The following is a 22,897-nucleotide window of genomic DNA, read 5'->3' as shown; positions in this document are numbered from 1 at the left end:
CTTTTCCGATCCGATTTCCTCGGTGCTTTCCAGGTTTCCGCTCTCGCGTTTCCCTTTCCGGCGCTTCCGACTCTACCAGACCCTTTCGGGCCTGAACTCCCAGTCAGAGGGGCTTGTCCTCGCGGCCACTGGGGCCGTTCCGACGCCTAAACCTTAGCGGATCCTCCCGGCAGTTCCTAATCGAGCTGCCGTACCCAAATCGAAATGAATTCGGGCACGCCGAATTCAATCCCGTTGGGAGATCGTGCCTGTGGTTTGTGGTGCCGCTGATGCGGCGGAGGTGATGCCGAAGAACCGTTACGGCTCTCTGGCAACCCGAAGAACTCTACGGATCGGGCAGGGGGGTGTCAAGTGCCGCCTGTCAAGATCTTTTGTGGCGGCGTCAGTCCAGGTCTGTGAGGCGTCCGCCGGCGTCCGGCTGGGCGTGCTCCACCCTGCGCAGGAGACGGATGAGCACCTCCCCGAGGGCGGTGCGGTCCTCCTGGGACAGGTCCTGGAGCAGGTCCTCCTCGAAGACCGTGGCGAGGCGCATCGCCTCCAGCCACTTCTGCCGGCCGTCCGCGGTGAGTTCGACGATCACGCGGACGCGGTTGGACTCGTCGCGCTCTCTTGTGACCAGCCCCTCGGCGACCATGCGGTCGATCCGGTGAGTCATCGCGGCCGGCGTCAGGCCGAGTCGCTTGGCGAGGTCGCTGGGGCCCATGCGGTAGGGGGCGCCGGAGAGGACGAGGGCCTTGAGCACCTCCCACTCGGCGTTGCTGATGCCGAGGGCGGCGGTCTGGCGGCCGTAGGCGACATTCATGCGGCGGTTCAGGCGGGACAGTGCCGAGACGATCTGTTCGACCTGGGGGTCGAGGTCCTGGAACTCGCGCTGATAGGCGGCGATCTGCTCTTCGAGGGTGGGCTCGCCGAGGCCGCCGGGGGTGTCGCCCATGGGGCGAAGTATGGCACGGGCCTGCTTGGTGTCGAAGTCCTTCGAGGTGTACTGTTTAGGTTCTAACTTTAGCTTCGAAGCCTTCAGGTCTAACTACTGAAGGTTCCCAACTACTCGAGAGAGGTGAACGTGAGCAGGGCGATGGGCGCAGCGATGCGCCGGATCCACGTGGGCAACGCACTCAGCGCATTCGGGCTCGGCTTCACCGTCCCGTATCTGTACGTCTACGTGGCGCAGGTGCGGGGACTGGGTGCCATGACGGCGGGGCTCGTCCTCGCCGTCTTCGCGGTGGCGGCGCTGATCGTGCTTCCGTTCGCCGGGCGGGCCATCGTCCGGCGCGGCCCGCTGCCGGTGCTGCTCGCCGCTCTGGTCACCGCCGCGCTGGGGGCGCTGAGCCTCGGCCTCGCGAGCAGCGCGACGACCGTGTTGCTGTCGGCGGCCGCGCTCGGGGCTGGGCAGGCCGTGATGCAGCCGGCGCTGGCGACGATGATCGTGGACTGCTCGACGGCCGACACGCGCTCGCGGGCCTTCGCGACGCAGTTCTTCCTGCAGAACCTGGGGCTCGGCGTCGGTGGGCTCATCGGCGGTCATCTCGTCGACACGACGCACGTCTCGTCGTTCACGCTGCTGTTCGCCATCGAGGCGGCGATGTTCCTGCTGCTGGCCGTGGTGATGACGACCGTACGGATGCCGCACTCGCCGCGGATCGCTGACGCGCCGGGGCGTTCGGGTTCGGCCGAGGGCAGTTGGAAGCAACTGCTGGGCAACCGGGCCATGGTGCAGCTGTGCGTACTGGGCTTCGTGCTGTTCTTCGCCTGCTACGGGCAGTTCGAGTCGGGGCTGAGCGCATACGGCGTGGAGGCCGCGGGGATTTCGACGTCCGCCCTCGGTACGGCTCTGGCCGCGAACACCGCGATGATCGTGGTCGCGCAGTTCGCCGTACTGAGGTTCGTGGAGCGGCGGAGGCGGTCGCGGGTGATCGCGGCCGTGGGTCTTATCTGGGCCGTGGCGTGGATCACGGCGGGGTATGCGGGGCTCGGGCACGGCAGCCAGGAGATGGCCACGGCCGTGTTCGTGTCGACGTACGCGTTGTTCGGACTGGGTGAGGCGATGTTGTCGCCGACCGTCGCCCCGCTGGTCGCGGATCTCGCCCCGGAGGGCATGGCGGGGCAGTACAACTCGGCGTTCGCCCTGGTCAAGCAGCTTGCGTTGGCCGTGGGGCCGGCTGTGGGCGGGCCCATGGGGGCTTCTCTGCACGCGCCGTACATCGGGACGTTCCTGCTGTTCTCGCTGGGGATCACGGTCCTGGCGGTGCGGTTGGGGCGTCAGCTCACGCCCGCGCAGGATCAGCCGTGGCGGGCGAGGAGCCGGGTGGTGGCCCAGGGTGGTCCGACTCCGGCGGACCAGGCCCGGGCGCGCGCCTGACGTCCTGGCCTGTCGTCGAGGTCGCGCACTCCATTCACTTCGCGGCGCCCGGCAGCGCGAACTCGCACCAGACCGCCTTGCCGCCCCCCGGCGTCCGGCGAGACCCCCAGGCCGAGGCGATCGTCGCCACGATGGCGATGCCTCGGCCGGACTCGTCGGCGGGGTCCGCGCGGCGTCGGCGGGGGAGGTGGTCGTCGCCGTCCGTGACTTCGACGATCAGGCGGCGGTCGGTGCGGCGCAGGCGTAGTCGCATCGGGGGCGTGCCGTGTTGCAAGGAGTTCGCGACCAGCTCGCTGACCGCCAGGACGCCCAGGTCGTGCAGTTCCACCGGGAACCGCCAGCTGGTCAGGACGCCGGAGGCGAACGCACGCGCGCGTGGGGCCGCTTCCACGCCGCCGAGGAGTTCCAGGGCGGCGTTGCGGAAGAGCTCGCTGTCGGGGCCCGTGTGGGCGGGGTGCTGAAGGACCAGGACGGCCACGTCGTCGTCGTGTTCCGCCGTGACCCCGGATGCACGGACCAGGCGGTCGCAGACGACCTGGGGCGTGCCTGTCGCGCCGGCCAGGGCTCGCTCCAGGGATGCGATGCCCTCGTCCAGGTCCTCGTTCCGGCGTTCCACGAGTCCGTCCGTGTAGAGGACGGCCGTGGAGCCGGGGCCCAGGGCGATCGAGCCCGAGGTGTGCATCCAGCCGCCGGTGCCGAGGGGTGGGCCGGTCGGTTCGTCGGCGCGCTGGACCACCCCGCTCTCGTCGCGGACCAGGATGGGCAGGTGGCCGGCCGAGGCGTAGACCAGCCGGCCCTCGTTCGGGTCGTGAATGGCGTACACGCAGGTGGCGATCTGGTTGGCGTCGATCTCCATGGCGAGGCCGTCCAGGAGCTGGAGGATCTCGTGCGGGGGGAGGTCGAGGCGGGCGTACGCCCTGACCGCCGTGCGGAGCTGGCCCATGATCGCGGCCGCGCGCACTCCCCGGCCCATCACGTCGCCGATGACGAGGGCCGTGCGGCCGCCGCCGAGTGTGATCACGTCGTACCAGTCGCCGCCGACCGCGGCTTCCGTGCCGCCGGGCTGGTAGGTGGCGGCGATGCGGAGGTCGTCCGGTTGTTCGAGTTCCTGTGGGAGCAGGGAGCGCTGGAGGGTTACGGCGGTTTCGCGCTGGCGGCGTTCGCTGGCTCTGAGACGTTCGGCGGCCTCGGCGTGATCGGTGACGTCGGTCGCGAATACGAGGACGCCGCCGTCGCCCTCGGTCACCGGGGTGCAGGTGAAGGTGTACGAGCGGCCGTCGGGGGCCTTGCGGGACTTGACCGTGCGTAGCTTGCCGCTGCGCAGGACCTGGTCCAGGAGGGGAAACAGGCCCAGTTCGTCGAGCTCCGGGAGGGCTTCGCGGGCGGGGGCTCCCGTGGGGCGGGGGCCGAAGGCGGTGACGTAGGCGTCGTTGACGTAGGCGAGGCGGTGGTCGGAGCCGTGGACGAGGGCGACGAGGGCGGGGACGCGGTCCAGGACCTCGCGCACCGGGAGTTCGTCGACGGCAGGCACGGGCGGTGCTTGGTCGGTGAGTTGTTCGGCGCGGGCCGCGGGTACGGAGCCCACGCCGTCCGTCCGCAGGTCCGGGGTGACCTGGTGGTCGGTCCGCGCTGTGGCGCGGCGCTGCGTTCCGGGGAGCCGGGCGCTCCAGCGCGTGAAGTTCACGAATCCTTGCCTCGTGTCGTCGTCTGCGGCGTCTTCTGCCGGCTCCGGACCCGGCCGGGGTCTTGGGGGTGGCACCCCGGGGTTGCGGCACTGTGGGGAAGGCCTCGTGGGTTCGAAGGGCGGGGGTCTGTCCGTCCAAGGTCGGGGACCAGTCTGGCAGGGCGGCCGCCCGGGTCGGCATCCGTCAGACGCCTACCTCGCGGCCGGAGTTCCTCGGTCCGGTCAGGACGACCCCTTCGGGTCGTTCGTCGGGTCCTGAGGAGGCTTTCCACCGGCCGCGAGTTCGAACTCCGCTCGGGGATGTTCGAGCGATCCGAGGGAGACGATCTCCCTCTTGAAGAGTCCTGACAAGGTCCACTCGGCCAGGACGCGGGCCTTGCGGTTGAAGGTGGGCACCCTGTTGAGGTGGTAGACGCGGTGCATGAACCAGGCAGGGTAGCCCTTCAGCTTGCGTCCGTAGACGTGTGCGACACCTTTGTGCAGCCCCAGGGAGGCGACGGAGCCGACGTACTTGTGGGAGTACGTCTCAAGGGGCTCGCCCCGTAGGGAGTGCGCGATGTTGTCGCCGAGCACCTTCGCCTGGCGGAGAGCGTGCTGGGCGTTGGGGGCGGTCTCCTTGCCGGGTTCCGCTGCCGTGACGTCCGGGACGGCGGCGGCGTCTCCGGCGGCCCACGCGTGTGTGGTGCCCTCGAGCGTCAGCTCGGGGGTGCATTTCAGCCGACCGCGTTCGTTCAGGGGGAGGTCGGTGGCGGCGAGGAGCGGGTGGGGTTTGACGCCGGCCGTCCAGACGACCGTACGGGTGGGGAAGCGGGCGCCGTCGCTGAGGACGGCGACGCGGTCAGCGCAGGATTCCAGGCGGGTGTTCAGGCGTACGTCGATGTTGCGGCGGCGCAGTTCGGTGACCGTGTAGCGGCCCAGCTCCTCGCCGACCTCGGGCAGGATGCGGTCCGAGGCCTCGACGAGGATCCACTTCATGTCCTCGGGCTGGACATTGTGGTAGTAGCGCGTGGTGTAGCGGGCCATGTCCTCCAGCTCGCCGAGCGCCTCGACGCCGGCGTAGCCGCCGCCCACGAAGACGAAGGTGAGGGCCGCGTCTCGGACGGCGGGGTCGCGGGTGGAGGAGGCGATGTCCATCTGCTCGATGACGTGGTTGCGCAGGCCGATGGCCTCCTCGACGGTCTTGAAGCCGATGCCGTGCTCGGCGAGACCGGGGAGGGGCAGGGTGCGCGAGGTCGAGCCGGGGGCGAGGACCAGTTCGTCGTACGTCAGCTGCCGTGCGCCGGTGCCCTCCTCGTCGGTGGCGAGGGTGGTGAGGGCGGCGGTGCGTTTGGCGTGGTCGATCGAGGTGACCTCGCCGATGACGATCCGGCAGCGGTCCAGGACGCGGCGCAGCGGTACGACGACATGGCGGGGGGAGATGGAACCGGCGGCCGCCTCGGGGAGGAACGGCTGGTAGGTCATGTACGGGTCGGGCGTGACGACGGTGATCTCCACGTCGCCCCTCGCGAGTTCCCGTTTCAGGGTCCGTTGCAGACGCAGGGCCGTGTACATCCCGACGTAGCCGCCGCCGACAACGAGAATGCGCGCACGTTCCTTCACCATCCCATGACGCACCCGGCGCTTGCGTTTGTCCACAGGCTCGACAATTTGTGTGACCGCGAGCCGGAGGTGCGCGGAGTTGGCCGATTCGCCGGGATGTCAGGGAAAGTCGCAGGTCAGTGGGTATACGCCGCGTTACCGGAGGTGGCGCAATCGGGACGTATACGACCCGTACTCCGATCGGGGGGCGCTCCGTGCGGAACCTCCCCCTTCTGAATTGACCCCCACTCAACTATGTTCGTGTGTCGACGGGGTGTAGGGGGATGCGCCTTCGGGTCCGCGACGGGCGGGTCCGGGAAGCAGGCCTGTTCCGTTCGCTCCGGCTTTCAATGGCGGGGAGAGTCTCCGGGGGGAGACGTCATTACCGGGGGATCACTTATGCATGTTCAGGACTCTCATTGGTCGTCCACGTCCGCCGTCGCACACGGTGGCGGGGCGATGGGCGGGTCGTTGGGCTCGGCGATGGGCGCGGCGGGCAACGGACGCGCGGACAGTGCGCGTACCACGCCGCTGCGTGTGGACGCACAGCGCAATCTGGAGCACGTACTTCGCGCGGCGCGCGAGGTCTTCGGCGAGCTGGGGTACGGCGCGCCGATGGAGGACGTGGCGCGGCGCGCGCGGGTCGGCGTCGGCACGGTGTACCGGCGCTTCCCGAGCAAGGACGTCCTGGTGCGGCGGATAGCCGAGGAGGAGACCTCCCGGCTGACCGACCAGGCACGTGCGGCGCTCGGTCAGGAGGACGAGCCGTGGTCGGCGCTGTCGCGCTTCCTGCGGACCTCGGTGGCCTCGGGTGCCGGGCGGCTGCTGCCGCCGCAGGTGCTGCGGGTCGGCGTGGCGGACGAGGGGTCGCCGGACGAGGGGCGGGTGCCGCAGCAGCGGACGCAGCAGGGCGCCGGGGAGCTGCGGCTGGTGCCGGGGAACTCCCCGGTGCTCTCCGGGGACGACGACGCCGGTGCGGCGGCGCTGCTCGAGGTCGTGGGCCAGCTCGTGGACCGGGCGCGTGCGGCTGGCGAGCTGCGGCCCGACGTGTCGGTGTCGGACGTCCTGCTGGTGATCGCCACGGCGGCGCCCTCGCTGCCGGACGCGGCGCAGCAGGCGGCGGCCTCGGCTCGGCTGCTGGACATCCTGCTGGAGGGGTTGCGGTCGCGGCCGCTGTGAGGACGCGCTCGTCCTTCGGTGACCCGTGACTCGAAAAGGTGACGGTGAGGCGTGGGTGCTGTGTCGCCCGCGCCTCGACCACCACCCGGGAACCCTACGGGCGTTTCGGCCAGGCCGCTCAACTTCTGCCCGGAGAGCGGTGGTTGAGCCTTTCCCGTACGGGTGAGGACCAGTACTGCCTTGCGGGAAGTCCCCAACGGACGAGAGGACGGTCCGCACTCCGGGGTTCTGAACAAAAGCCAATATGGCACGCTGACCCGGTGTTCGGGACTGGTTGGGCAGGCGGCGGGGGCTTTCCGCGATGAGCTTCGACGGGCGGGACGGGTCACCCGGTGACGACGACGCGGACACCGGCGGCGCGGCCTCGCCGCATGTGCCGAGCCAGGGGGGACGGGCCGGTGCCCCGCACGGCGGTGAACCGGTGGCGGCCGAGCGGAGCGAGCGGGCCGAGCCCTTTGAGGTCGGTATTCCGGCCCAGGCCGGCGAGCCCGTCGTGGGCAGCGTGCCGACGCAGCGCGACCGGCGCGAGGACGGCGGGATCCTGCCGCCGCCGAGGGAGCTGCCACCGTCCGACGCCGATCTGATCGAGCGGATGCGCTCGGGCGATGACACCGCCTACGAGGCGCTCTACCGGCGCCACGCTGACGCGGTGCGCCGGTACGCCCGTACCTGCTGCCGTGACGGCCACACCGCGGACGACCTCACGGCCGAGATCTTCGCCCGCATGCTCCAGGCGGTGCGCGGCGGCTCCGGCCCCGAACACGCCGTACGCGCGTATCTGCTCACCACCGTCCGCAGGGTCGCCGCGAGCTGGACGAAGTCCGCGAAGCGGGAGCAACTGGTCGACGACTTCGCATTGTTCGCCGCTCAGTCGGCGCGGATCTCCCACCCGTCCGACAACAACACACTGGACCTGGGCGCCGATGTGCGGGCGATGCACGAGGCCGAGCAGTCGATGGCCATGCAGGCCTTCCGGTCGCTGCCCGAGCGGTGGCAGGCCGTGCTGTGGCACACCGAGGTCGAGGACGAGTCGCCGAGCTCGGTCGCCACACTCTTCGGGCTCGACGCCAACGGCACGCGGGTGCTCGCCAGCCGTGCCCGCGAGGGCCTCAAGCAGGCCTACCTTCAGGCCCACGTCAGCGCCACGCTGGTCAGTGACGAGGAGTGCGCGCGCTACGCCGACCGGCTCGGCGCATACGCCCGCGGCGGATTGCGCACCCGCGCCGAGCGGGGCCTGCGCAAGCACCTGGAGGAGTGCGTCAAGTGCCGGCTGGCCGCGGGCCAGATCAAGGAAGTCGCCGGCGGGATCCCCGCCGTCGTGCCGGTCGCGGTCATCGGCTGGTTCGGCGCCGCGGGATACGCCAAGGCGGCCGCGCTCATCGCCGGCGGTGCCGGGGCGGGCGCGGCCGGTGCCGCGGGAGCGGCCGCGGCGGCGAGTGGCGGCTCCTCCGGCGGGGCGGGCGCCGGTGGCGGTGCGGCCGCCTCCGAGGGGCTGGGCGCGCCCGTGATGGCCGGTATCGCGGCCGGTGTGGTGGCCGTTGCGGCCGCCGCGGTGGCGCTCGCGCTGATGGGCGACGACAGTCCGCCCAGGAAGCCGGACGCCAAGCCGCCCGCGTCCACGCCGGTGGTCGAGCCCGCGCGGAACACGCCCGCGCCGCCGAAGAAGGAACCCCAGCCGGTGCCGCCGGTGATCGCGCTCGCACCCACCCCGACGCCCACGCCCACTCCGACCCCCACCCCGAGTCCGACGCCGACGCCGACGCCCGAGCCGACCCCCACTCCGAAGCCGACACCTACTCCCACGCCAATTCCCACTCCCCCGCCGACTCCCCCGCCGCCCGCCCCGGCCGTCTACCACTGGAGCGCGCTGTCGTACGACGTCACCGGCGACGGCACCGAACCAGAGATGCGCATCGGCGAGAGCAGTCGGGTGTGGCAGCGGTACGGCGTGTCGATCGCCGCCAAGCAGTACACGCACGGCGTGACCGTGCACGGCCACTCCTCCGTCACGATCGACCTCAACCGCGAGTGCTCCGCCTACGACGCGCTGGTCGGCGTCGACGACATGACGGCGGGGCCGGGCAAGGTCTACTTCTCGGTCCACGCCGACGGTGTGCAGCTGTGGAAGTCCGGGATGGTCAAGGGCGGGGACGCGGCGGTGCCCGTCCATGTGAACCTCGCCGGGCGAAGGACCGTACGGCTGGTGGTGGAGCCGCACAGTCACTTCGACAACGTGGCGCTCGCGGACTGGGCGGAGTCGAAGTTCACCTGCTCCTGAGTTCGCCTGCTTCCAGGGACGCAGGGCGATGGTGGCGTACCGCCTCGCCGAGATCGCTCAGGACTTCGGCGGCGGTGAGGGCCGCGCCGTCGGCGTGCTCCGTCTCGTACGGCCCGGCGCCCAGGGCGGCCAGGGCGGCAGCCTCGGCCTGCTCGGCGGCCGCGCGCTCCGGCATGGGGCGCGGATGGCCGCCGCGCCACTGCTCGCCGGCCGCGAGCAGACGCACCGCGCGCGGGTGGTCGCCGAGCCGGGACAGCAGGTCCGCTGCGCTGTCCACGATCGCCGCCGTGACCGCGTCGGCGCACCGCTTCTCCACCGCCTCGCGCAGCGCGCCCAGCAGCTTGGGCAGTCCGTGCTCCGGGCCCGCCTCCGCGGCCGTCACCAACCCGTCCATCAGGTTCAGCATCGCAATGAACTGGGGCGGCAGTGTGGCCCGCGCGGTGGCCGTGCAAGCCGCCTCGTGCAGTCGACGCGCGCGGGGAACATCCTTCTCGTCCAGCGCGATCATGGAACGCAGCAGCAGGACGAACGCCCGGGAGTCCGGTACGCCGTACAGGTCGGTGGCTTCACTGGCCTCGTCCAGCACGGCCAGCGCGGCCCCACGGTCACCCGCGCGGTAGGCGATCTCGGCGAGCCGTGCGAGGAGGAACGGCGCCTCGGTGTGGGCACCCACCTCGTACGCGAGCCGCAGCGCCTCCTCGTACTCCCCCTTGGCCTCGTCGAGACGCCCGCGCGACATGGCCGCCTCCCCCGCCGCGCTGCACACCTGGGCCCTCAGCCAGCGATCGCCGACACGCCGGCTGAGCGCCCGTAGCTCCCTGAGGTCGTCGTCCACGCCCTCCATGCCGCCCGGTGCGTCGACGACCATGTGCGTACGGAACATCAGGATGACGCCGATCTCCCAGTCACCGCCGTGGGTACGGCAGTTGGCGAGCGCGGTGACCATGGCGGGCCCCGCGTCCACCGGGTCGCCCAGGAAGGCGGTGGTCAGTGGCCAGGTGAGGCCCGGTATTCGGGCCGCCTCAGGGCCGCCCTTCTCGAAGAAGTCCCCCACCCGTCCGACGTACCGCCGCGTGCGCTCGTCCAGCTGCCCGTACATCGTCTCGGTCTCGGCGCTGAGGAAGAGGTGCAGCATCCGCAGCTGCATCCGCAGCCTGTGCAGCGGGTGGTGCGCCTCGCCGTCCGGGGCGGCGAGGAAGGCGTCGATGGGGTCGATGCGTTCCATGGGGCCGACGGAGTCGAGGGGGTCGACGGTTTCGGGAGAGGACAGGGCGGTCGGGAAAGAGGCCCGGTCGTCGCTGCCGACGGTGTCCAGGGCCACGCCGAGGCGAAGGACCTGGTCGCACGCTTCCATGCCCTCGTGGCGGTAGTTGCGCAGCCACCAGAACCAGCCCATGGCGAGGACGAGGGCGCCCGCCTCCTCCTCGGCTCCGGCCGCCAGCGCGCGGTGCAGGGCCGCGCGGATGTTGTCCAGCTCGGTCTCCAGCCGGGAGATCCAGGAGAGTTGGGCGGCGGAGCGCAGCAACGGCTCGGCCTCCTCGACGAGCGCGCGCACCCACGCTCGGTGCCGACGCTGGGCGGTGGCGCACTCCTCGGGGGACTCGGCGGCGCGCTCGACGGCGTACTCGTGGATGGTCTCCAGCATGCGGTACCGCATTCCGTCGCTGCCGGGGCTCTCCCTCGGGGTGGCCACGATCAGGGACTTGTCGACCAGCGCGCCGAGCAGGTCCGCGACCGGGCCGGTGCACACGGCTTCCGCCGCGTCGAGCTCCCAGCCCCCCGCGAACACGGACATCTCGCACAGCGCCGTCCGCTCCTGCTCGTCGAGCAGGTCCCAGGACCAGTCGACGACCGCACGCAGGGTCTGCTGGCGAGGCAGGACCGTACGGCTTCCGGAGGTGAGGAGGCGGAAGCGGTCGTCGAGACGGTCGGCGATCTGGCGGGGTGTCAGCAGCCGTAGCCGGGCCGCGGCCAGTTCGATGGCGAGCGGCAGTCCGTCGAGGCGGCGGCAGATCTCCGCGACGGCTTCCTCGTCGCCGAGCACGGCGTCCGCGTCGGGACGGACGGCGGCCGCGCGCTCGGCGAAGAGGAGGTGCGCCTGATCGGGGAGGAGGGGCTCGACCGGGCGGACCGACTCTCCGGGGACGCCCAGGGGTTCACGGCTGGTGGCGAGGATGGTGAGCCCAGGGCAGCGGGTGAGGAGGGTCTCGGCGAGGTCGGCGGCCGCACCGATGACATGTTCGCAGTTGTCAAGGATCAGGAGTTGGCTGCGCGGGGCGCAGTACTCGATGAGCAGGGCGACCGGGTCGTCCTGCGGGGCCGTCAGCTCGGTGGTCATGAGCACGGTCTCGCGCAGACCGAGCGCGCTGACCACCGCGCCTGGCACCGCCTCCGGCCGGTCGAGCGGGGCGAGCTCGACCAGCCACGCCTGCGGGAGCCCGGCGGCGGCTTCCTCGGCGAGACGGGTCTTTCCAGAGCCGCCCGGTCCGGTGAGGGTGACGAGACGGGCCCTGTGCAATTCGGAACGGATGGCGTCGAGTTCGGGTTCCCGGCCGACGAAAGATGTCAGACGGGGGCGGATGTTGCCGGTGCGTTCCGGGGGTTGGGGGCGTGGTGCGCCGGTCGGGACTGCCGAGAGCAGTTCGGCGTGCAGGGCGCGGAGTTCCGGGCCTGGGTCGGTGCCGAGGCCGTCGGCGAGGGCGCGGCGTGCGGTGTCGTAGGCGGCGAGGGCGTCGGCAGTGCGGCCGGTGTCGCGCAGGGCATGGATGAGGAGGACGTGCAGCGGTTCGTCGTACGGATGCGCCGTGGTCAGTTCCTTCAACTCCGGTACGACGTCCTGGGCGCGGCCGAGCCGCAGGTGCGCCGCTGTCCGGGTGCGGGTCGCCTCCAGGCGCAGTGCCTCCGGGCGGGTGGCGACGGTGCGGTCGGGGAGGTCCGCGAGGGCAGGGCCGCGCCACAGTGCGAGGGCGGTGTCGAGGAGTTGGGCGGCGGTGGCGGCGTCGCCGTGGTTCAGGGCGGTGGTGCCCTGGCGTACCAGGCGCTCGAAGACGAAGAGGTCCACGTCGTTCTCGGTCGCGGCGAGTCGGTAGCCGCCGGGCTCGGAGGTGACGGCGTCCTTGCCGATGCCGGGGGTGCGGCGGAGGCGGGCGACGAGGGCCTGGAGGGCGGCCGGGGCGTCCTGGGGCGGCGCGCCGGACCACACCTCGTCGATCAGCGTGTCGGGGGTGATGACGCGGCCGGGGCGCACGGCGAGGGCGGTGAGGAGGGCGCGGAGGCGGGGGCCGCCGAGGGATACGACGGTGCCGTTCTCGTCCTCGGCCTGGGTGACGCCCAGGATTCTGTACCGCACGGGGTCATTGTCGCCGGGGACGCTGTGCGGGGCACGGGGTTTCGGGGCGCGTCGGTCTCGGTGGGCGTCGGTTTCGGGGCACCCGGCGTTGGTGCGGGCCTCGCTGGGGGCTCCGCCCCCCGGCCTGTGCCCACCCATCACCCGACTCGGTCGGACAAGAGGTGACCGCTCTGGGAGGGCGACTCGGCCGGACACGAAGTGACCCCACAGGGCATCCGACTCGGCCGGACAGGAAGTGACCGCTCAGAATGTCCGATTCGGCCGGACACGAAGTAGCCCCCTCAGGCCAGCGCCGCCCCGCCCGATGCCCCCGCTCCCAGTGCCCCCCTCTGCGGCCTGATCCCGGCCGGTACCGCGCGCGTGCGGGCTGGGGTGCCTGTCCAGCAGGTGCCTCGGCGGGAGAGGAGGCGGCCCAGCCACAGTTCCAGGGAGACGAGGTCGGCGAGGCCGTCCAGGGGGAGTGGTTCGCCCTCGGCTGCCGCGCGGAGGGCCTTGCGGACGACCCGGGCCTCCACCAGGCCGGCCTGGGCCAGCAGCGGGGAGCCGAACAGGGACATCAGGGAGTCCGCGGCCACTCGTAGGCCCGTGCGGGCGGCCGCCGCCGAGGAGGCGTGGGTGGGGGCGCCCCAGCCCGGGGGGAGGTCGGCGACGCCTGCGCCCTCCAGGACCGTACGCAGGATCGCTGCCCGTGCGCCCGGCTGGACCCGCAGCGCCTCCGGGAGGGCGCGGCAGGCGCGGACGACCTGGTTGTCGAGGAAGGGGGCGTGCAGGCGCTGGAAGCGGATCTCGGCCGCCTGTTCCAGGACGCGGAGGTCGGCCGCGGTGCGGGCGAGGGCCCCGCGCGCGCGGAAGTCGCCGGGGCGCTGGCCCGGGCCGACCCCGGAGCGGTGGGTGGCGCCCTGGAGGCGAACCGATACTTCAGCAAGGGCCTCGCCGGTGAGCCAGCGCGCCGCGGGGCCCGGTCTGGCCCAGGCGAGCGCGGACAAGGACGCCCCCACGGCACCTCCGGGTTCGTCGAAGCTGCGCTGCATGAGGCGGTCGGCGAGGACCTCCAGGCCGGTGCGGTACGGCGTACGGGCCAGGCGGCGGGCGGCGCCGTACACGCGCGCCGGGACCAGCACGGAACCGTCCGCCTTGGCGAGCGCGGCGACGGGGCGTACGAGGTGGCGGCGTTTGCGGTCCATCAGGAGGTCCGCGAGGCGGGCCGGGTGGGCGTCCAGGACCTGGCGGGCGCCGTAACCGGTGAAGTGGTCCGCGCTGCCGGAGGCGAGGCGGGCACGGTGGCGGGCGGCCGTCACCAGGCACGGGCCGGGTTCGTCGGTCAGGGGGCCGTCGAGTTCGGCGTACGGGAGGGTCTCCTCGCCGCCGGTCACCACCACGTGGTGCAGCCGCGGGTTGGCGGCCAGCGTGCCCGCCCGTTCCAGCTCGGACTCCCGGCCGCCGACGGCCAGGTCGTTGAAGGTGACGGCCAGCAGCCGCTCCCCCGCGCCCGTGCCGTGCCCGAGCACCGTGCCCGGCATGCCCGGGAGGCCGGCCGCGAGCAGGGCCAGTGTGCCCGAGGCAGGGCCCCCGGACAGGTCCGCCCCGATGCCCGGAACGGGCATCCCGCGCGCGGCACGCCGTTCCGCGGGACCCATGCCCGGGACCGGCCCGGGATCGATGTCGGCGCCGGGGACATGGCGAGGAGCGGCCAGGCGCACGCGTACCGCCTCCACCAGCGCGTCCCGTACGGCGTCCACCGCGGTGTCGGGATCGGCGGAGGGCGCCGCCACCGCGAGGGAGGCGACCTGCTCGTAGCCGGCGATCTCGCGCGCCCCCGTACGCAGGATCAGCGCGTGCCCCGGCGGAATGCGCCGTACGCCGTCGTAGGGAGTGGAGTCGTGCAGCGCGGCCGGTACGTCGGGGGCGGCGAGCAGCGCGGCGAGGTGGCCGTAGTCGAGGTTGGCCTCGATGAGGTCGGCGAGCGGGAGCGCGGCCGTCGCGTAGGCGGTGCCGCCGGCCCAGGGGGTGTAGAACACGGGCCGGGCGCCCGCCAGGTCGCCGCAGACGGTGATCCGGCGGCCCACCTGGACGACGGCCGTGTAACTGCCCGGCCAGGCCGTCAGATGCCGAAGTGCGCCTCCGCGCGCGGCGAACAGCCCGACCCGCAGCTGCTCGTCGGTCGCGCCGCAGATGCCGAGGACCGCGATCCGGGTCTGCTCGTCGGCCTTCACCACGCGCACCTCGTCCGGGCGCCAGTCGCCGACCGCCCACAGCGGATCGGGGTCGCCCCACAGGAGGTGGGAGCCCACCGGGTGCAGGGTCTCGCCGTCGTGTCCCACCGCTCCCGCGGAGCCTGCCTCGACTGCTCTCGCGGCGGTGCTGCTCCATCCCACCAACCACCGCATGGACGCCTCCACAGGCTGTGGACAACCAGTGCACCGTACGAACTCGGCACCATGCTGCCATGAAGGAGGCGCACCGGAGAGGCGGTGGGGCCGCTTGTGCTCCCCGGAATGCGCCCCGGCGGAGACTCGTGCACCGCGTCGAACACCCGGGCGAGGCAAGGAGATCGAGGGGCGACGCCACGATGATCGAAGGCGTACGGCAGAATGACTGCGACGCGAATGCGCCCCCGATTCGCTCCCCAAGAACGCCCTGCGCGCCCTCAAGTTCCGTGGTGGGAGGGCTGATGGCCCGCGCGGGGGAGGGTCGATTTTCGGCCAATCCGGCGACAACGGAACGACGTTGCACACGCTCCGTACATGCTCCGCCCACCGCCCGGCGAGCGCGCAGCCCGGGAGACGGAGTTCGCCCCCCGGGCCGTTCCGCCGCCCGCGGGGATGTAGGCGGCGGTGTCCCCCAGCCCACTGGATCCAGTACAGCGGGCCGACCCACGCACGGCCATGGAACCGCTCCCGCGATGGCCGGAGAAGAGCGCACGTACAGGCGCACGGCCACACAGCGGGGGCACGACGCAACTGCGCGTATCGGACCCGCACTTCAGTACGGACCACAATCCCGCCATCCGGAACAATGCCTCTTAACGCATGGGATGCGGCGAACTACGCTGGGTTTACGAATGCCGCATGGTTATGCCAGCGCGGCAGCCGTCTGTGTCGAGGGGTGGCGCAATGTCCAGGGAGCAACGCGGGCCGAACGAAAAACTCGGCGCCGTTCTCGCCCTCGCGGGAATCAGCAACGCAGGACTCGCGCGTCGCGTCAACGACCTTGGCGCTCAACGCGGGTTGACTCTTCGCTACGACAAGACCTCGGTGGCGCGCTGGGTGTCGAAGGGCATGGTGCCGCAGGGCGCTGCGCCGCACCTCATCGCCGCCGCCATAGGGCAGAAGCTCGGCCGCCCGGTGCCGCTCCACGAGATCGGCCTGGCGGACGCGGATCCCGCACCCGAGGTGGGCCTCGCCTTCCCCAGGGACGTCGGACAGGCGGTGCGCTCCGCCACGGATCTGTACCGACTCGACCTCGCAGGACGCCGGGCCGGATCCGGCGGCATCTGGCAGTCGCTGGCCGGTTCGTTCGCAGTAAGCGCATACGCAACGCCCGCCTCGCGGTGGCTGATAACCCCGGCCGACAGTTCGGTGGCGCGCGAGGTGAACCCCGCCGAGGGCTCCGGCGCGCCGCTCAAAGTCGGCCACAGCGACGTGCAGAAGCTTCGGGAGGCCGCGGAGGACGCCAGGCGCTGGGACTCCAAGTACGGAGGCGGCGACTGGCGTTCGTCGATGGTTCCCGAGTGCCTGCGAGTGGAGGCGGCACCACTGCTGCTCGGCTCCTACTCCGACGAGGTCGGCAGAGCCCTCTTCGGGGCGAGCGCCGAACTCACCCGCCTCGCCGGCTGGATGGCCTTCGACACCGGCCAGCAGGAGGCGGCGCAGCGCTACTACATCCAGGCGCTGCGCCTCGCGCGGGCGGCCGCCGACGTCCCCCTCGGGGGGTACGTCCTGGCCTCGATGTCCCTCCAGGCGACCTACCGCGGCTTCGGCGACGAGGGCGTCGACCTCGCCCAGGCCGCCCTGGAGCGCAACCGGGGCCTGGCCACCGCCCGCACGATGAGCTTCTTCCGGCTCGTCGAGGCACGTGCCCACGCACGCGCGGGTGACGCCCAGGCGGCCGGCGCGGCCCTGAAGGCGGCGGAAGGCTGGCTGGAGCGGTCCCGCGAGGGCGACAACGACCCGTCCTGGCTCGGCTTCTACTCGTACGACCGTTTCGCCGCGGACGCCGCCGAGTGCTACCGCGATCTGAAGGCACCGCGCCAGGTCCGCCGCTTCACCGAGCAGGCACTGTCGAAGCCGACGGAGGAGTTCGTACGCTCGCACGGCCTGCGCCTCGTCGTCTCGGCGGTCGCCGAGCTGGAGTCCGGCAATCTCGACGCGGCATGCGAGCAGGGCGTACGGGCGGTGGAGGTCGCGGGGCGCATCTCCTCGGCCCGCACCACCGAGTACGTGAAGGACCTCCTGCACCGGCTGGAGCCGTACGGCGACGAACCGCGCGTGGTCGAGCTGCGGGAGCGGGCACGGCCGCTGCTGATGGCTCCGGCCTGAGCTCGGACCGCTGAATCTGTCTCCCGGGTTTGAGCGCATTGTCAGTGGCGCAGTGCACTATCGAAGCCGGGAGGTGGTGCAGGTGGCGCGGCAGGTGCGGGAGATCGCATACGACTGTGACGTGCTGGTGGTCGGCGGCGGGATCGTCGGCCTGTCCACGGCGTATGCGATCACGCGTGCCGCGCCGGGCACGCGGGTGACGGTGCTGGAGAAGGAGGCCGGGCCCGCCCGCCACCAGACCGGGCGCAACAGCGGGGTGATCCACAGCGGGATCTACTACCGGCCCGGCTCGCTCAAGGCGCGCTATGCCGTGCGCGGCGCCGCCGAGATGATCAAGTTCTGCGCGGAGTACGACATCCCGCACGCCGTCACCGGAAAGCTGATCGTAGCCACCGACCGTGCCGAGCTGCCGCGACTGCACGCGCTCGTGCAGCGCGGGCGGGAGAACGGGATTGCGGTACGGGAACTGGGGGGCGCCCAGATCGCGGAGTACGAACCGGAGGTGCGCGGCCTCGCCGCGATACACGTCGGGACGACGGGCGTGTGCGACTTCGCCGGGGTCGCGCGGCAGCTGGGCGCGGCGTCGGGTGCGGAGATCCGGTACGGGGCGCAGGTCGTACGGGTGGATCGGCGGCCGGAGCTCGGGGTGGCCGTGCGGACGGCGGGCGGGGACGTCGTGCGCGGGCGGATGCTGGTGAACTGCGCCGGGCTGTACTGCGACGAGATCGCGCGAATGACCGGGGACGAGCCGGGGATGCGGATAGTGCCGTTCCGGGGGGAGTACTACTCGCTGGCGCGGGCTTCGCTGGTGCGGGGGCTGGTGTATCCGGTGCCGGATCCGGCGTTTCCGTTCCTCGGCGTGCATCTCACGCGGGGGATGGACGGGGGCGTGCACATCGGGCCCAACGCGGTGCCGGCGCTGGCTCGGGAGGGGTACGGGTGGGGTGTGGTGCGGCCGCGGGAGGTGGCGGGGACGCTGGGGTGGCCGGGGGCGTGGCGGATGGCTCGGCGGCACTGGCGGTACGGGGCGGGGGAGCTGCGGCGATCGGTGTCCAAGGGTGCGTTCGTGGAGGCGGTGCGGCGGTTGTTGCCGGCGGTCGAGGAGGAGGATCTGGTGCCTGCGGCGGCGGGGGTGCGGGCGCAGGCGGTGCTTCGGGACGGTTCTCTGGTGGACGACTTTCTGATCCGGGAGGGGGCGCGGGCCGTGCATGTGCTGAACGCGCCTTCGCCTGCGGCGACGGCTTCGCTGCCGGTGGGGCGGGAGGTGGCTCGGCGGGCGTTGGCGGCGCTGGCGTCTGTGTGACGGGGCGCGGCGCTGCGCTGTGCTGGCTGCCGACCTGTTCTCGCCCCCGCCGCCCCTTCCCGTCCCGTCCCCAGGGGCTCCGCCCCTTCAACCCCGGCGGGGACTGCGTCCCCTGCACCGTTGCGGGGCTCCGCCCCTGCACCCCGCTGGGGCTGCGCCCCAGACCCCTTCGGCCCGAAGGGCCTCGTCCTCAAACGCCGGACGGGCTGAATGGTGCGAACCGGGGCGCTGCGCCTTTCGAGCGACCGAGTCGGGGGTCCGGGGTCGTAAAATTGGGCTCACTGTGTCTGAGTCCCTCGATGTTCCCGAAGCCAGCCAGGCCACCCCTCATGCGCCCGGTGTGTCCGTCCGGCATGTTCGCGCCAAGGGGGAGCCTCGGTTTCCCGACGGGCCGAGTGCCGATCCTGCGGGGTCGCACTTCGAGCGGCGGATCCGGAGCTTTCAGCCTCGGCGCAGTCGGGTGACGGCGGGGCAGGCGGACGCGTTGCAGCGGCTGTGGCCCAAGTGGGGACTCGACATCGACGGGCAGCGGGTCATCGACCTCACCGAACTGTTCGGGAACGACAACCCCGTCGTGCTCGAGATCGGGTTCGGGATGGGTGAGGCCACGGCCCGGATGGCGGCCGCCGACCCCGGCACCAACATCCTCGCAGTCGACGTACACACTCCTGGGCAGGGAAATCTGCTCAATCTCGCCGACCAGAACGGACTGTCCACCATCCGCGTCGGCAACGGCGACGCCATCATCCTGCTGCGCGAGATGCTCGCCCCGGACTCCCTGGCCGGTCTGCGCGTGTACTTCCCCGACCCCTGGCCGAAGAAGCGGCACCACAAGCGGCGGCTGATCCAGCCGGAGTTCCTCGACCTCGCCGCCACCCGGCTCGGACCGGGGGCGATCGTGCACTGTGCGACGGACTGGGAGCCGTACGCCGAGCAGATGCTCGAGGTGCTCACGGCGCATCCCGGCTTCGAGAACACACAGCGCGAGGGCGGTTTTGCGCCGCGTCCCGAGTTCCGGCCGCTGACCCGTTTCGAGGGCCAGGGACTGGAGAAGGGTCATGTCGTGAACGACCTGCTCTTCCGCCGCGTAGAGCACTCGTAGAGCACCTCGCAGAACAACAGGCAAACCACCTCGTAGAGCAACGTGTAGAGCACAAGGACCAGCCCCCACCGGCGCCTGACCCCCCTCTTCCCCCTGCGGACGGCGCCTCTGCCTCGTTAGGGTCAATGCCGTGGCCACCGTTCCCCCCTACCCGACGCATCCCGGTGATCCGACCGGCGGCGCACTGCGGCACGCGCACTGGTGGCAGAAGAAGTGGGTGCGCTATGGCGCACTGAGCACCCTGCTCGCACTCTCCGGGCTCGTCATCCTCGCCCTGGTCCGCCGGCAGACCGGTACGGAGGGGTTCTTGGTCGGGCTCGGACTCGCCGTACTGCCCGTCCCGCTCCTCATCGCCGCCTTCCGGTGGCTCGACCGGGTCGAACCCGGCCCGTGGCGCAATCTGCTGTTCTCCTTCGCCTGGGGAGCCTGCGCGGCGGCGCTGATAGCGATCATCGCCAACAGTTTCGCGACCAGATGGATAGCGACGGCCACGGCGGACCCCTCCAGCGCGGACACCCTCGGCGCGACCGTCATAGCGCCCGTCGTGGAGGAGTCGGCCAAGGCCGCGGCCGTTTTACTCGTCTTCCTCTTCCGGCGCCGGGACTTCACCGGGATCGTCGACGGAGTGGTGATAGCCGGGGTCACCGCCACCGGCTTCGCCTTCACCGAGAACATCCTCTACCTCGGCACCGCCTTCGGCACCGACCAGCTGACCGGCGACACCGGCATCGCCTCCGTCACCGCGGCGACCTTCTTCGTGCGGATCATCATGTCGCCGTTCGCGCACCCGCTCTTCACCGTCCTCACCGGCATCGGCTTCGGCATCTCCGCGCTCTCGGCGGAGCGCCACCACCTGCGGCGCGTCCTGCTGCCGCTGTCCGGGCTGCTGCTCGCGATGGGCATGCACGCGATCTGGAACGGCTCCTCGACAATCGGCGAGTACGGGTTCTTCGCGGTCTACGCGGCGTTCATGGTCCCCGCGTTCGGGCTGCTGACCTGGCTCGTCATCTGGACCCGGCAGCGTGAGCTGAGGACCGTACGGGAAGAGCTCCCCGCGTACACCGTGGCGGGCTGGCTGACACCGGCCGAGCCGTACGCCCTCGGCTCGATGCGGGCACGGCGACTGGCCCGCGGGTACGCCCGGCAGCACTTCGGACGCCCCGCGGCACGGGCGGTGGCGCAGTACGAGGCCTACGCGACCTCACTGGCGTTCCTACGGCAGCGCGCGCGCCGTGGGCGGGCGGGGGCCGACTTCGCCGTACGGGAACGGGAGTTGCTGGCCGAGCTGTGGTGGCGTCGGGACGTGGCGCGTCCCGCGCTGGACCACGCGGCACGGGCGACGGCACCGCCGGTGGCGGTGGCCGCACCGCCGTGGCCGGTGTACGGGGTGTACGGATACCCGGCGCCGACGGCGCCGGTGTATCCAGCGGCGCCGTACCCCTCCTACAACTCGTACCACTCCTACAACCCGTATCGGACGTAGCCGCGAACCACGTCGGACGTGGCCCCCGGACAAGCGACCGGGCCGAGGATCAGGCCGAAGCCTCCGTCAGGCGCCCGATCTCGAGCGAGCCTGCGAAGCGAGAGCGAAGAAGAAGGAAGACGGGCCTCAGGGGTTGAGGCCCTTGCTCCGCAGCCAGGCCATCGGGTCGATGCCGGAGTCGGAACCGTCGGGGTGGACCTCGAGGTGCAGATGCGCCCCGGTCACGTTCCCCGTCGCACCCACGCGCCCGATCACGTCACCCGTGTTGACCTTCTGGCCGACGCTGACGCTGATCGAGGACTGGTGGGCGAACCAGAGCTCCGTGCCGTCGTCGAGGGTGAGCACGGTCTTGTAGCCGTACGACCCGTCCCAGCCGGCCTGCGTGATCGTCCCGCTGTGGATGGCCTTGATGAGCGTGCCCGTGGGCGCGGCGAAGTCGAGGCCGGTGTGGTAGCCGGACGACCACAGGGAGCCGGCCTGACCGAAGGTGGAGGTGATCGTGTACGAGGAGGTCGGCAGCGCGTACTGCTTCGCCAGCTCGGCGAGACGCTCGGCCTCGGCCTTCTTCGCGGCCTCCTCCTCCGCCTTCTTCTTCGCGGCGGCGGCTTCGGCCTTGGCCTCCTGCTCCGCCTTGGCGGCCGCTTCGGCGACCTGCTTCTCGGCGGCGGCCACGGCGTCGGCGGCGGCCTTGCTCTCGACCTGGTCCTGCTGCTGCTCGGCCTGGGCCATGATCCGGGTGCGCAGCGCCTCGCCGGCGTCGGCGGTGCCCTGCTCGGTGTCGGCCGAGGTCGCGCTGACGCTGCTGAGCGCGGTGACGGAGTCCTCGGCGGCGTCCGAGTCGTCCGTGATGAGGGAGCCCACGTTGGGCAGGTCGGGCAGGGAGATCGACACCGGCGGCTTGCCGGTCTGCGCGCTGGCCATGCCGCCCGCGCCGACGGCGGCTATGACACCGACGCCTAGAACGGTGGAGCTGCGGGCGAGTCCGCCGCGCTGCTTGGCGACACGATGCCGGCCACGTACGGGTCGGATGGAGTCCTCGGTGGGATTCCACTCCGTCCAGGGGCCCTCGTCGGTGAAAGTGCCGTAGCCGAAGGTCTCGGTGTCGCGCTGGCTCGGCACGAACGGGGCTTCTGGGGCAGGCCGGTTGGACGCCACGTGGGCGTGCTCCTTTCCTTCCTTCTCGCCTACCGGGTTAGCTGACGGGTTCGGAGCAGGAAGGTCTCCTACGCGCGTATACCTGCCGTGAGTTCACGGTGGTATCCGCGCGATTCACCCCAAGGTGGTGGTTCCCCGGTTCCCTTGCGGGATTCGGCGCGTGCGCACGGAGCCGACTCTTGTGACGGCTGGGACGACCGCGCTGCGTTATCGAACGTTAATAGACGCGGGGCCCGGATTCCAAGCTGTTCCACTTGATCATTAATCTTTCCGCCCAGGACTTACGGTCCATGACGGGCGAAAAACGGGCGAGTTGACCAAGCCTCAGCAAGCTCAGAGGTATTGACGGTGTGTCAGTTGTTATGCGGAGGGCACTCACCCGATCACCCCTCGTAACAACGAGGGCCAAGGCAGGCGGCACACAAAGACCGAGGGCCGGAACCCATTTCTGGATTCCGGCCCTCGGCCTTCAGTAGCGGGGACAGGATTTGAACCTGCGACCTCTGGGTTATGAGCCCAGCGAGCTACCGAGCTGCTCCACCCCGCGTCGTTGTGACTCCAGTGTACGCCATCCGCGGGACGGAAGTCGCACCCAGGTGGTCGCGGGCGACCGAGGTGCAGGATCCGTCGATCCGATCGATCACCCGGCGCCGGTGCGGGCGTCACTGGGGGCTCCGCCCCCAGACCACCGACCTACGCCCACCCACCACCCGACTCGGTCGGCTAGGAGGCGGGCCTCGCCCGACCGCCACCGGCGCCGCAAGGCGCACGCACCCGCACCCGCGTACGGCGGCAAGGGGACGTGTCGGGGGGTGTCCGCCCGCAGGGTTGGCGCGTCAACACGGTCACGTTGGTGAGCGACCGATTCCGCGCCGTTCCGAGGACGGAC

13 protein-coding genes, 1 tRNA gene and 1 riboswitch are annotated in these 22,897 nt (G+C 71.6%); of the genes, 7 read left to right on the top strand and 7 right to left on the bottom strand.

The genetic code is table 11. The features are described from left to right. Positions 1–382 precede the first annotated feature (382 nt). Positions 383–934 (bottom strand): MarR family winged helix-turn-helix transcriptional regulator, encoded by a 552-nt coding sequence (locus ACFYO2_RS47935; RefSeq protein ID WP_388363397.1) that lies wholly within the window; start codon positions 932–934, stop codon positions 383–385. A 153-nt stretch (positions 935–1,087) separates the two neighbouring features. Between ACFYO2_RS47935 and ACFYO2_RS47930 the strand changes: the two genes are divergently transcribed. Next, positions 1,088–2,359 (top strand): MFS transporter, encoded by a 1,272-nt coding sequence (locus ACFYO2_RS47930; RefSeq protein ID WP_388363400.1) that lies wholly within the window; start codon positions 1,088–1,090, stop codon positions 2,357–2,359. 34 nt (positions 2,360–2,393) lie between these two features. On the opposite strand, the gene ACFYO2_RS47925 is transcribed toward ACFYO2_RS47930, so the two are convergent. Both ACFYO2_RS47925 and ACFYO2_RS47920 read right to left on the bottom strand, forming a co-directional pair. Then, the gene (locus tag ACFYO2_RS47925; RefSeq protein ID WP_388363394.1) at positions 2,394–4,043 is read right to left on the bottom strand and encodes a SpoIIE family protein phosphatase; all 1,650 of its coding nucleotides are present in this window, start codon (positions 4,041–4,043) and stop codon (positions 2,394–2,396) included. A gap of 222 nt (positions 4,044–4,265) precedes the next feature. Further along, entirely contained in the window at positions 4,266–5,645 is a 1,380-nt protein-coding gene (locus ACFYO2_RS47920; protein WP_388363391.1) for an NAD(P)/FAD-dependent oxidoreductase, read from the bottom strand. 375 nt (positions 5,646–6,020) lie between these two features. Between ACFYO2_RS47920 and ACFYO2_RS47915 the strand changes: the two genes are divergently transcribed. Together ACFYO2_RS47915 and ACFYO2_RS47910 are read left to right on the top strand one after the other, a co-directional pair. Next, positions 6,021–6,800 carry a TetR/AcrR family transcriptional regulator gene (locus ACFYO2_RS47915; RefSeq protein WP_388363388.1) on the top strand — a complete coding sequence of 260 codons (780 nt, stop codon included), beginning with the start codon at positions 6,021–6,023 and terminating at the stop codon, positions 6,798–6,800. Between the two features lie 301 nt (positions 6,801–7,101). Further along, positions 7,102–9,078, top strand: coding sequence for a sigma-70 family RNA polymerase sigma factor (locus ACFYO2_RS47910; protein WP_388363385.1), 1,977 nt, complete (start codon positions 7,102–7,104; stop codon positions 9,076–9,078). Here the strand turns inward: ACFYO2_RS47910 and ACFYO2_RS47905 are convergent. Then, positions 9,065–12,427, bottom strand: coding sequence for a BTAD domain-containing putative transcriptional regulator (locus ACFYO2_RS47905; RefSeq protein ID WP_388363382.1), 3,363 nt, complete (start codon positions 12,425–12,427; stop codon positions 9,065–9,067). The two genes, ACFYO2_RS47910 and ACFYO2_RS47905, sit on opposite strands and share 14 nt — an antisense overlap. A 281-nt stretch (positions 12,428–12,708) precedes the next feature. After that, the gene (locus ACFYO2_RS47900; protein WP_388363379.1) at positions 12,709–14,814 is read right to left on the bottom strand and encodes an asparagine synthase-related protein; all 2,106 of its coding nucleotides are present in this window, start codon (positions 14,812–14,814) and stop codon (positions 12,709–12,711) included. A gap of 726 nt (positions 14,815–15,540) precedes the next feature. Between ACFYO2_RS47900 and ACFYO2_RS47895 the strand changes: the two genes are divergently transcribed. From ACFYO2_RS47895 to ACFYO2_RS47880, 4 genes are all read left to right on the top strand, one after another. Then, positions 15,541–16,965, top strand: coding sequence for an MFS transporter (locus tag ACFYO2_RS47895; RefSeq protein WP_388363376.1), 1,425 nt, complete (start codon positions 15,541–15,543; stop codon positions 16,963–16,965). Between the two features lie 52 nt (positions 16,966–17,017). Then, positions 17,018–18,268, top strand: a complete 1,251-nt coding sequence (lhgO, locus tag ACFYO2_RS47890) for an L-2-hydroxyglutarate oxidase (RefSeq protein WP_388363374.1) — start codon at positions 17,018–17,020, stop codon at positions 18,266–18,268. A 283-nt stretch (positions 18,269–18,551) separates the two neighbouring features. After that, the gene (gene trmB / locus ACFYO2_RS47885; protein ID WP_388363372.1) at positions 18,552–19,370 is read left to right on the top strand and encodes a tRNA (guanosine(46)-N7)-methyltransferase TrmB; all 819 of its coding nucleotides are present in this window, start codon (positions 18,552–18,554) and stop codon (positions 19,368–19,370) included. 130 nt (positions 19,371–19,500) lie between these two features. Beyond that, positions 19,501–20,853 (top strand): PrsW family intramembrane metalloprotease, encoded by a 1,353-nt coding sequence (locus tag ACFYO2_RS47880; RefSeq protein ID WP_388363370.1) that lies wholly within the window; start codon positions 19,501–19,503, stop codon positions 20,851–20,853. A 126-nt stretch (positions 20,854–20,979) separates the two neighbouring features. Here the strand turns inward: ACFYO2_RS47880 and ACFYO2_RS47875 are convergent, their stop codons facing one another. Next, positions 20,980–22,008 (bottom strand): M23 family metallopeptidase, encoded by a 1,029-nt coding sequence (locus ACFYO2_RS47875; RefSeq protein WP_388363368.1) that lies wholly within the window; start codon positions 22,006–22,008, stop codon positions 20,980–20,982. Positions 22,009–22,019: 11 nt separating this feature from the next. Next, positions 22,020–22,177, bottom strand: a riboswitch (cyclic di-AMP (ydaO/yuaA leader). 304 nt (positions 22,178–22,481) lie between these two features. After that, positions 22,482–22,555, bottom strand: a tRNA-Met gene (locus ACFYO2_RS47870). Positions 22,556–22,897: the final 342 nt, after the last annotated feature.

The sequence above is a fragment of the Streptomyces sp. NPDC006602 genome, from assembly GCF_042870385.1.
Lineage (GTDB): Bacteria > Actinomycetota > Actinomycetes > Streptomycetales > Streptomycetaceae > Streptomyces.
This window is presented reverse-complemented; position numbering and strand designations above follow the sequence as displayed.

What these genes read in the sequence shown, in the direction of transcription:
- ACFYO2_RS47930 (WP_388363400.1), top strand. Translation starts at nt 1,088, where the DNA reads ATGCGCCGGATCCACGTGGGCAACGCACTCAGCGCATTCGGGCTCGGC.
- ACFYO2_RS47910 (WP_388363385.1), top strand. Translation starts at nt 7,102, where the DNA reads ATGAGCTTCGACGGGCGGGACGGGTCACCCGGTGACGACGACGCGGAC.
- ACFYO2_RS47915 (WP_388363388.1), top strand. Translation starts at nt 6,021, where the DNA reads ATGCATGTTCAGGACTCTCATTGGTCGTCCACGTCCGCCGTCGCACAC.
- ACFYO2_RS47895 (WP_388363376.1), top strand. Translation starts at nt 15,541, where the DNA reads ATGTCCAGGGAGCAACGCGGGCCGAACGAAAAACTCGGCGCCGTTCTC.
- ACFYO2_RS47920 (WP_388363391.1), bottom strand. Translation starts at nt 5,645, where the DNA reads ATGGTGAAGGAACGTGCGCGCATTCTCGTTGTCGGCGGCGGCTACGTC.
- ACFYO2_RS47935 (WP_388363397.1), bottom strand. Translation starts at nt 934, where the DNA reads ATGGGCGACACCCCCGGCGGCCTCGGCGAGCCCACCCTCGAAGAGCAG.
- ACFYO2_RS47900 (WP_388363379.1), bottom strand. Translation starts at nt 14,814, where the DNA reads ATGCGGTGGTTGGTGGGATGGAGCAGCACCGCCGCGAGAGCAGTCGAG.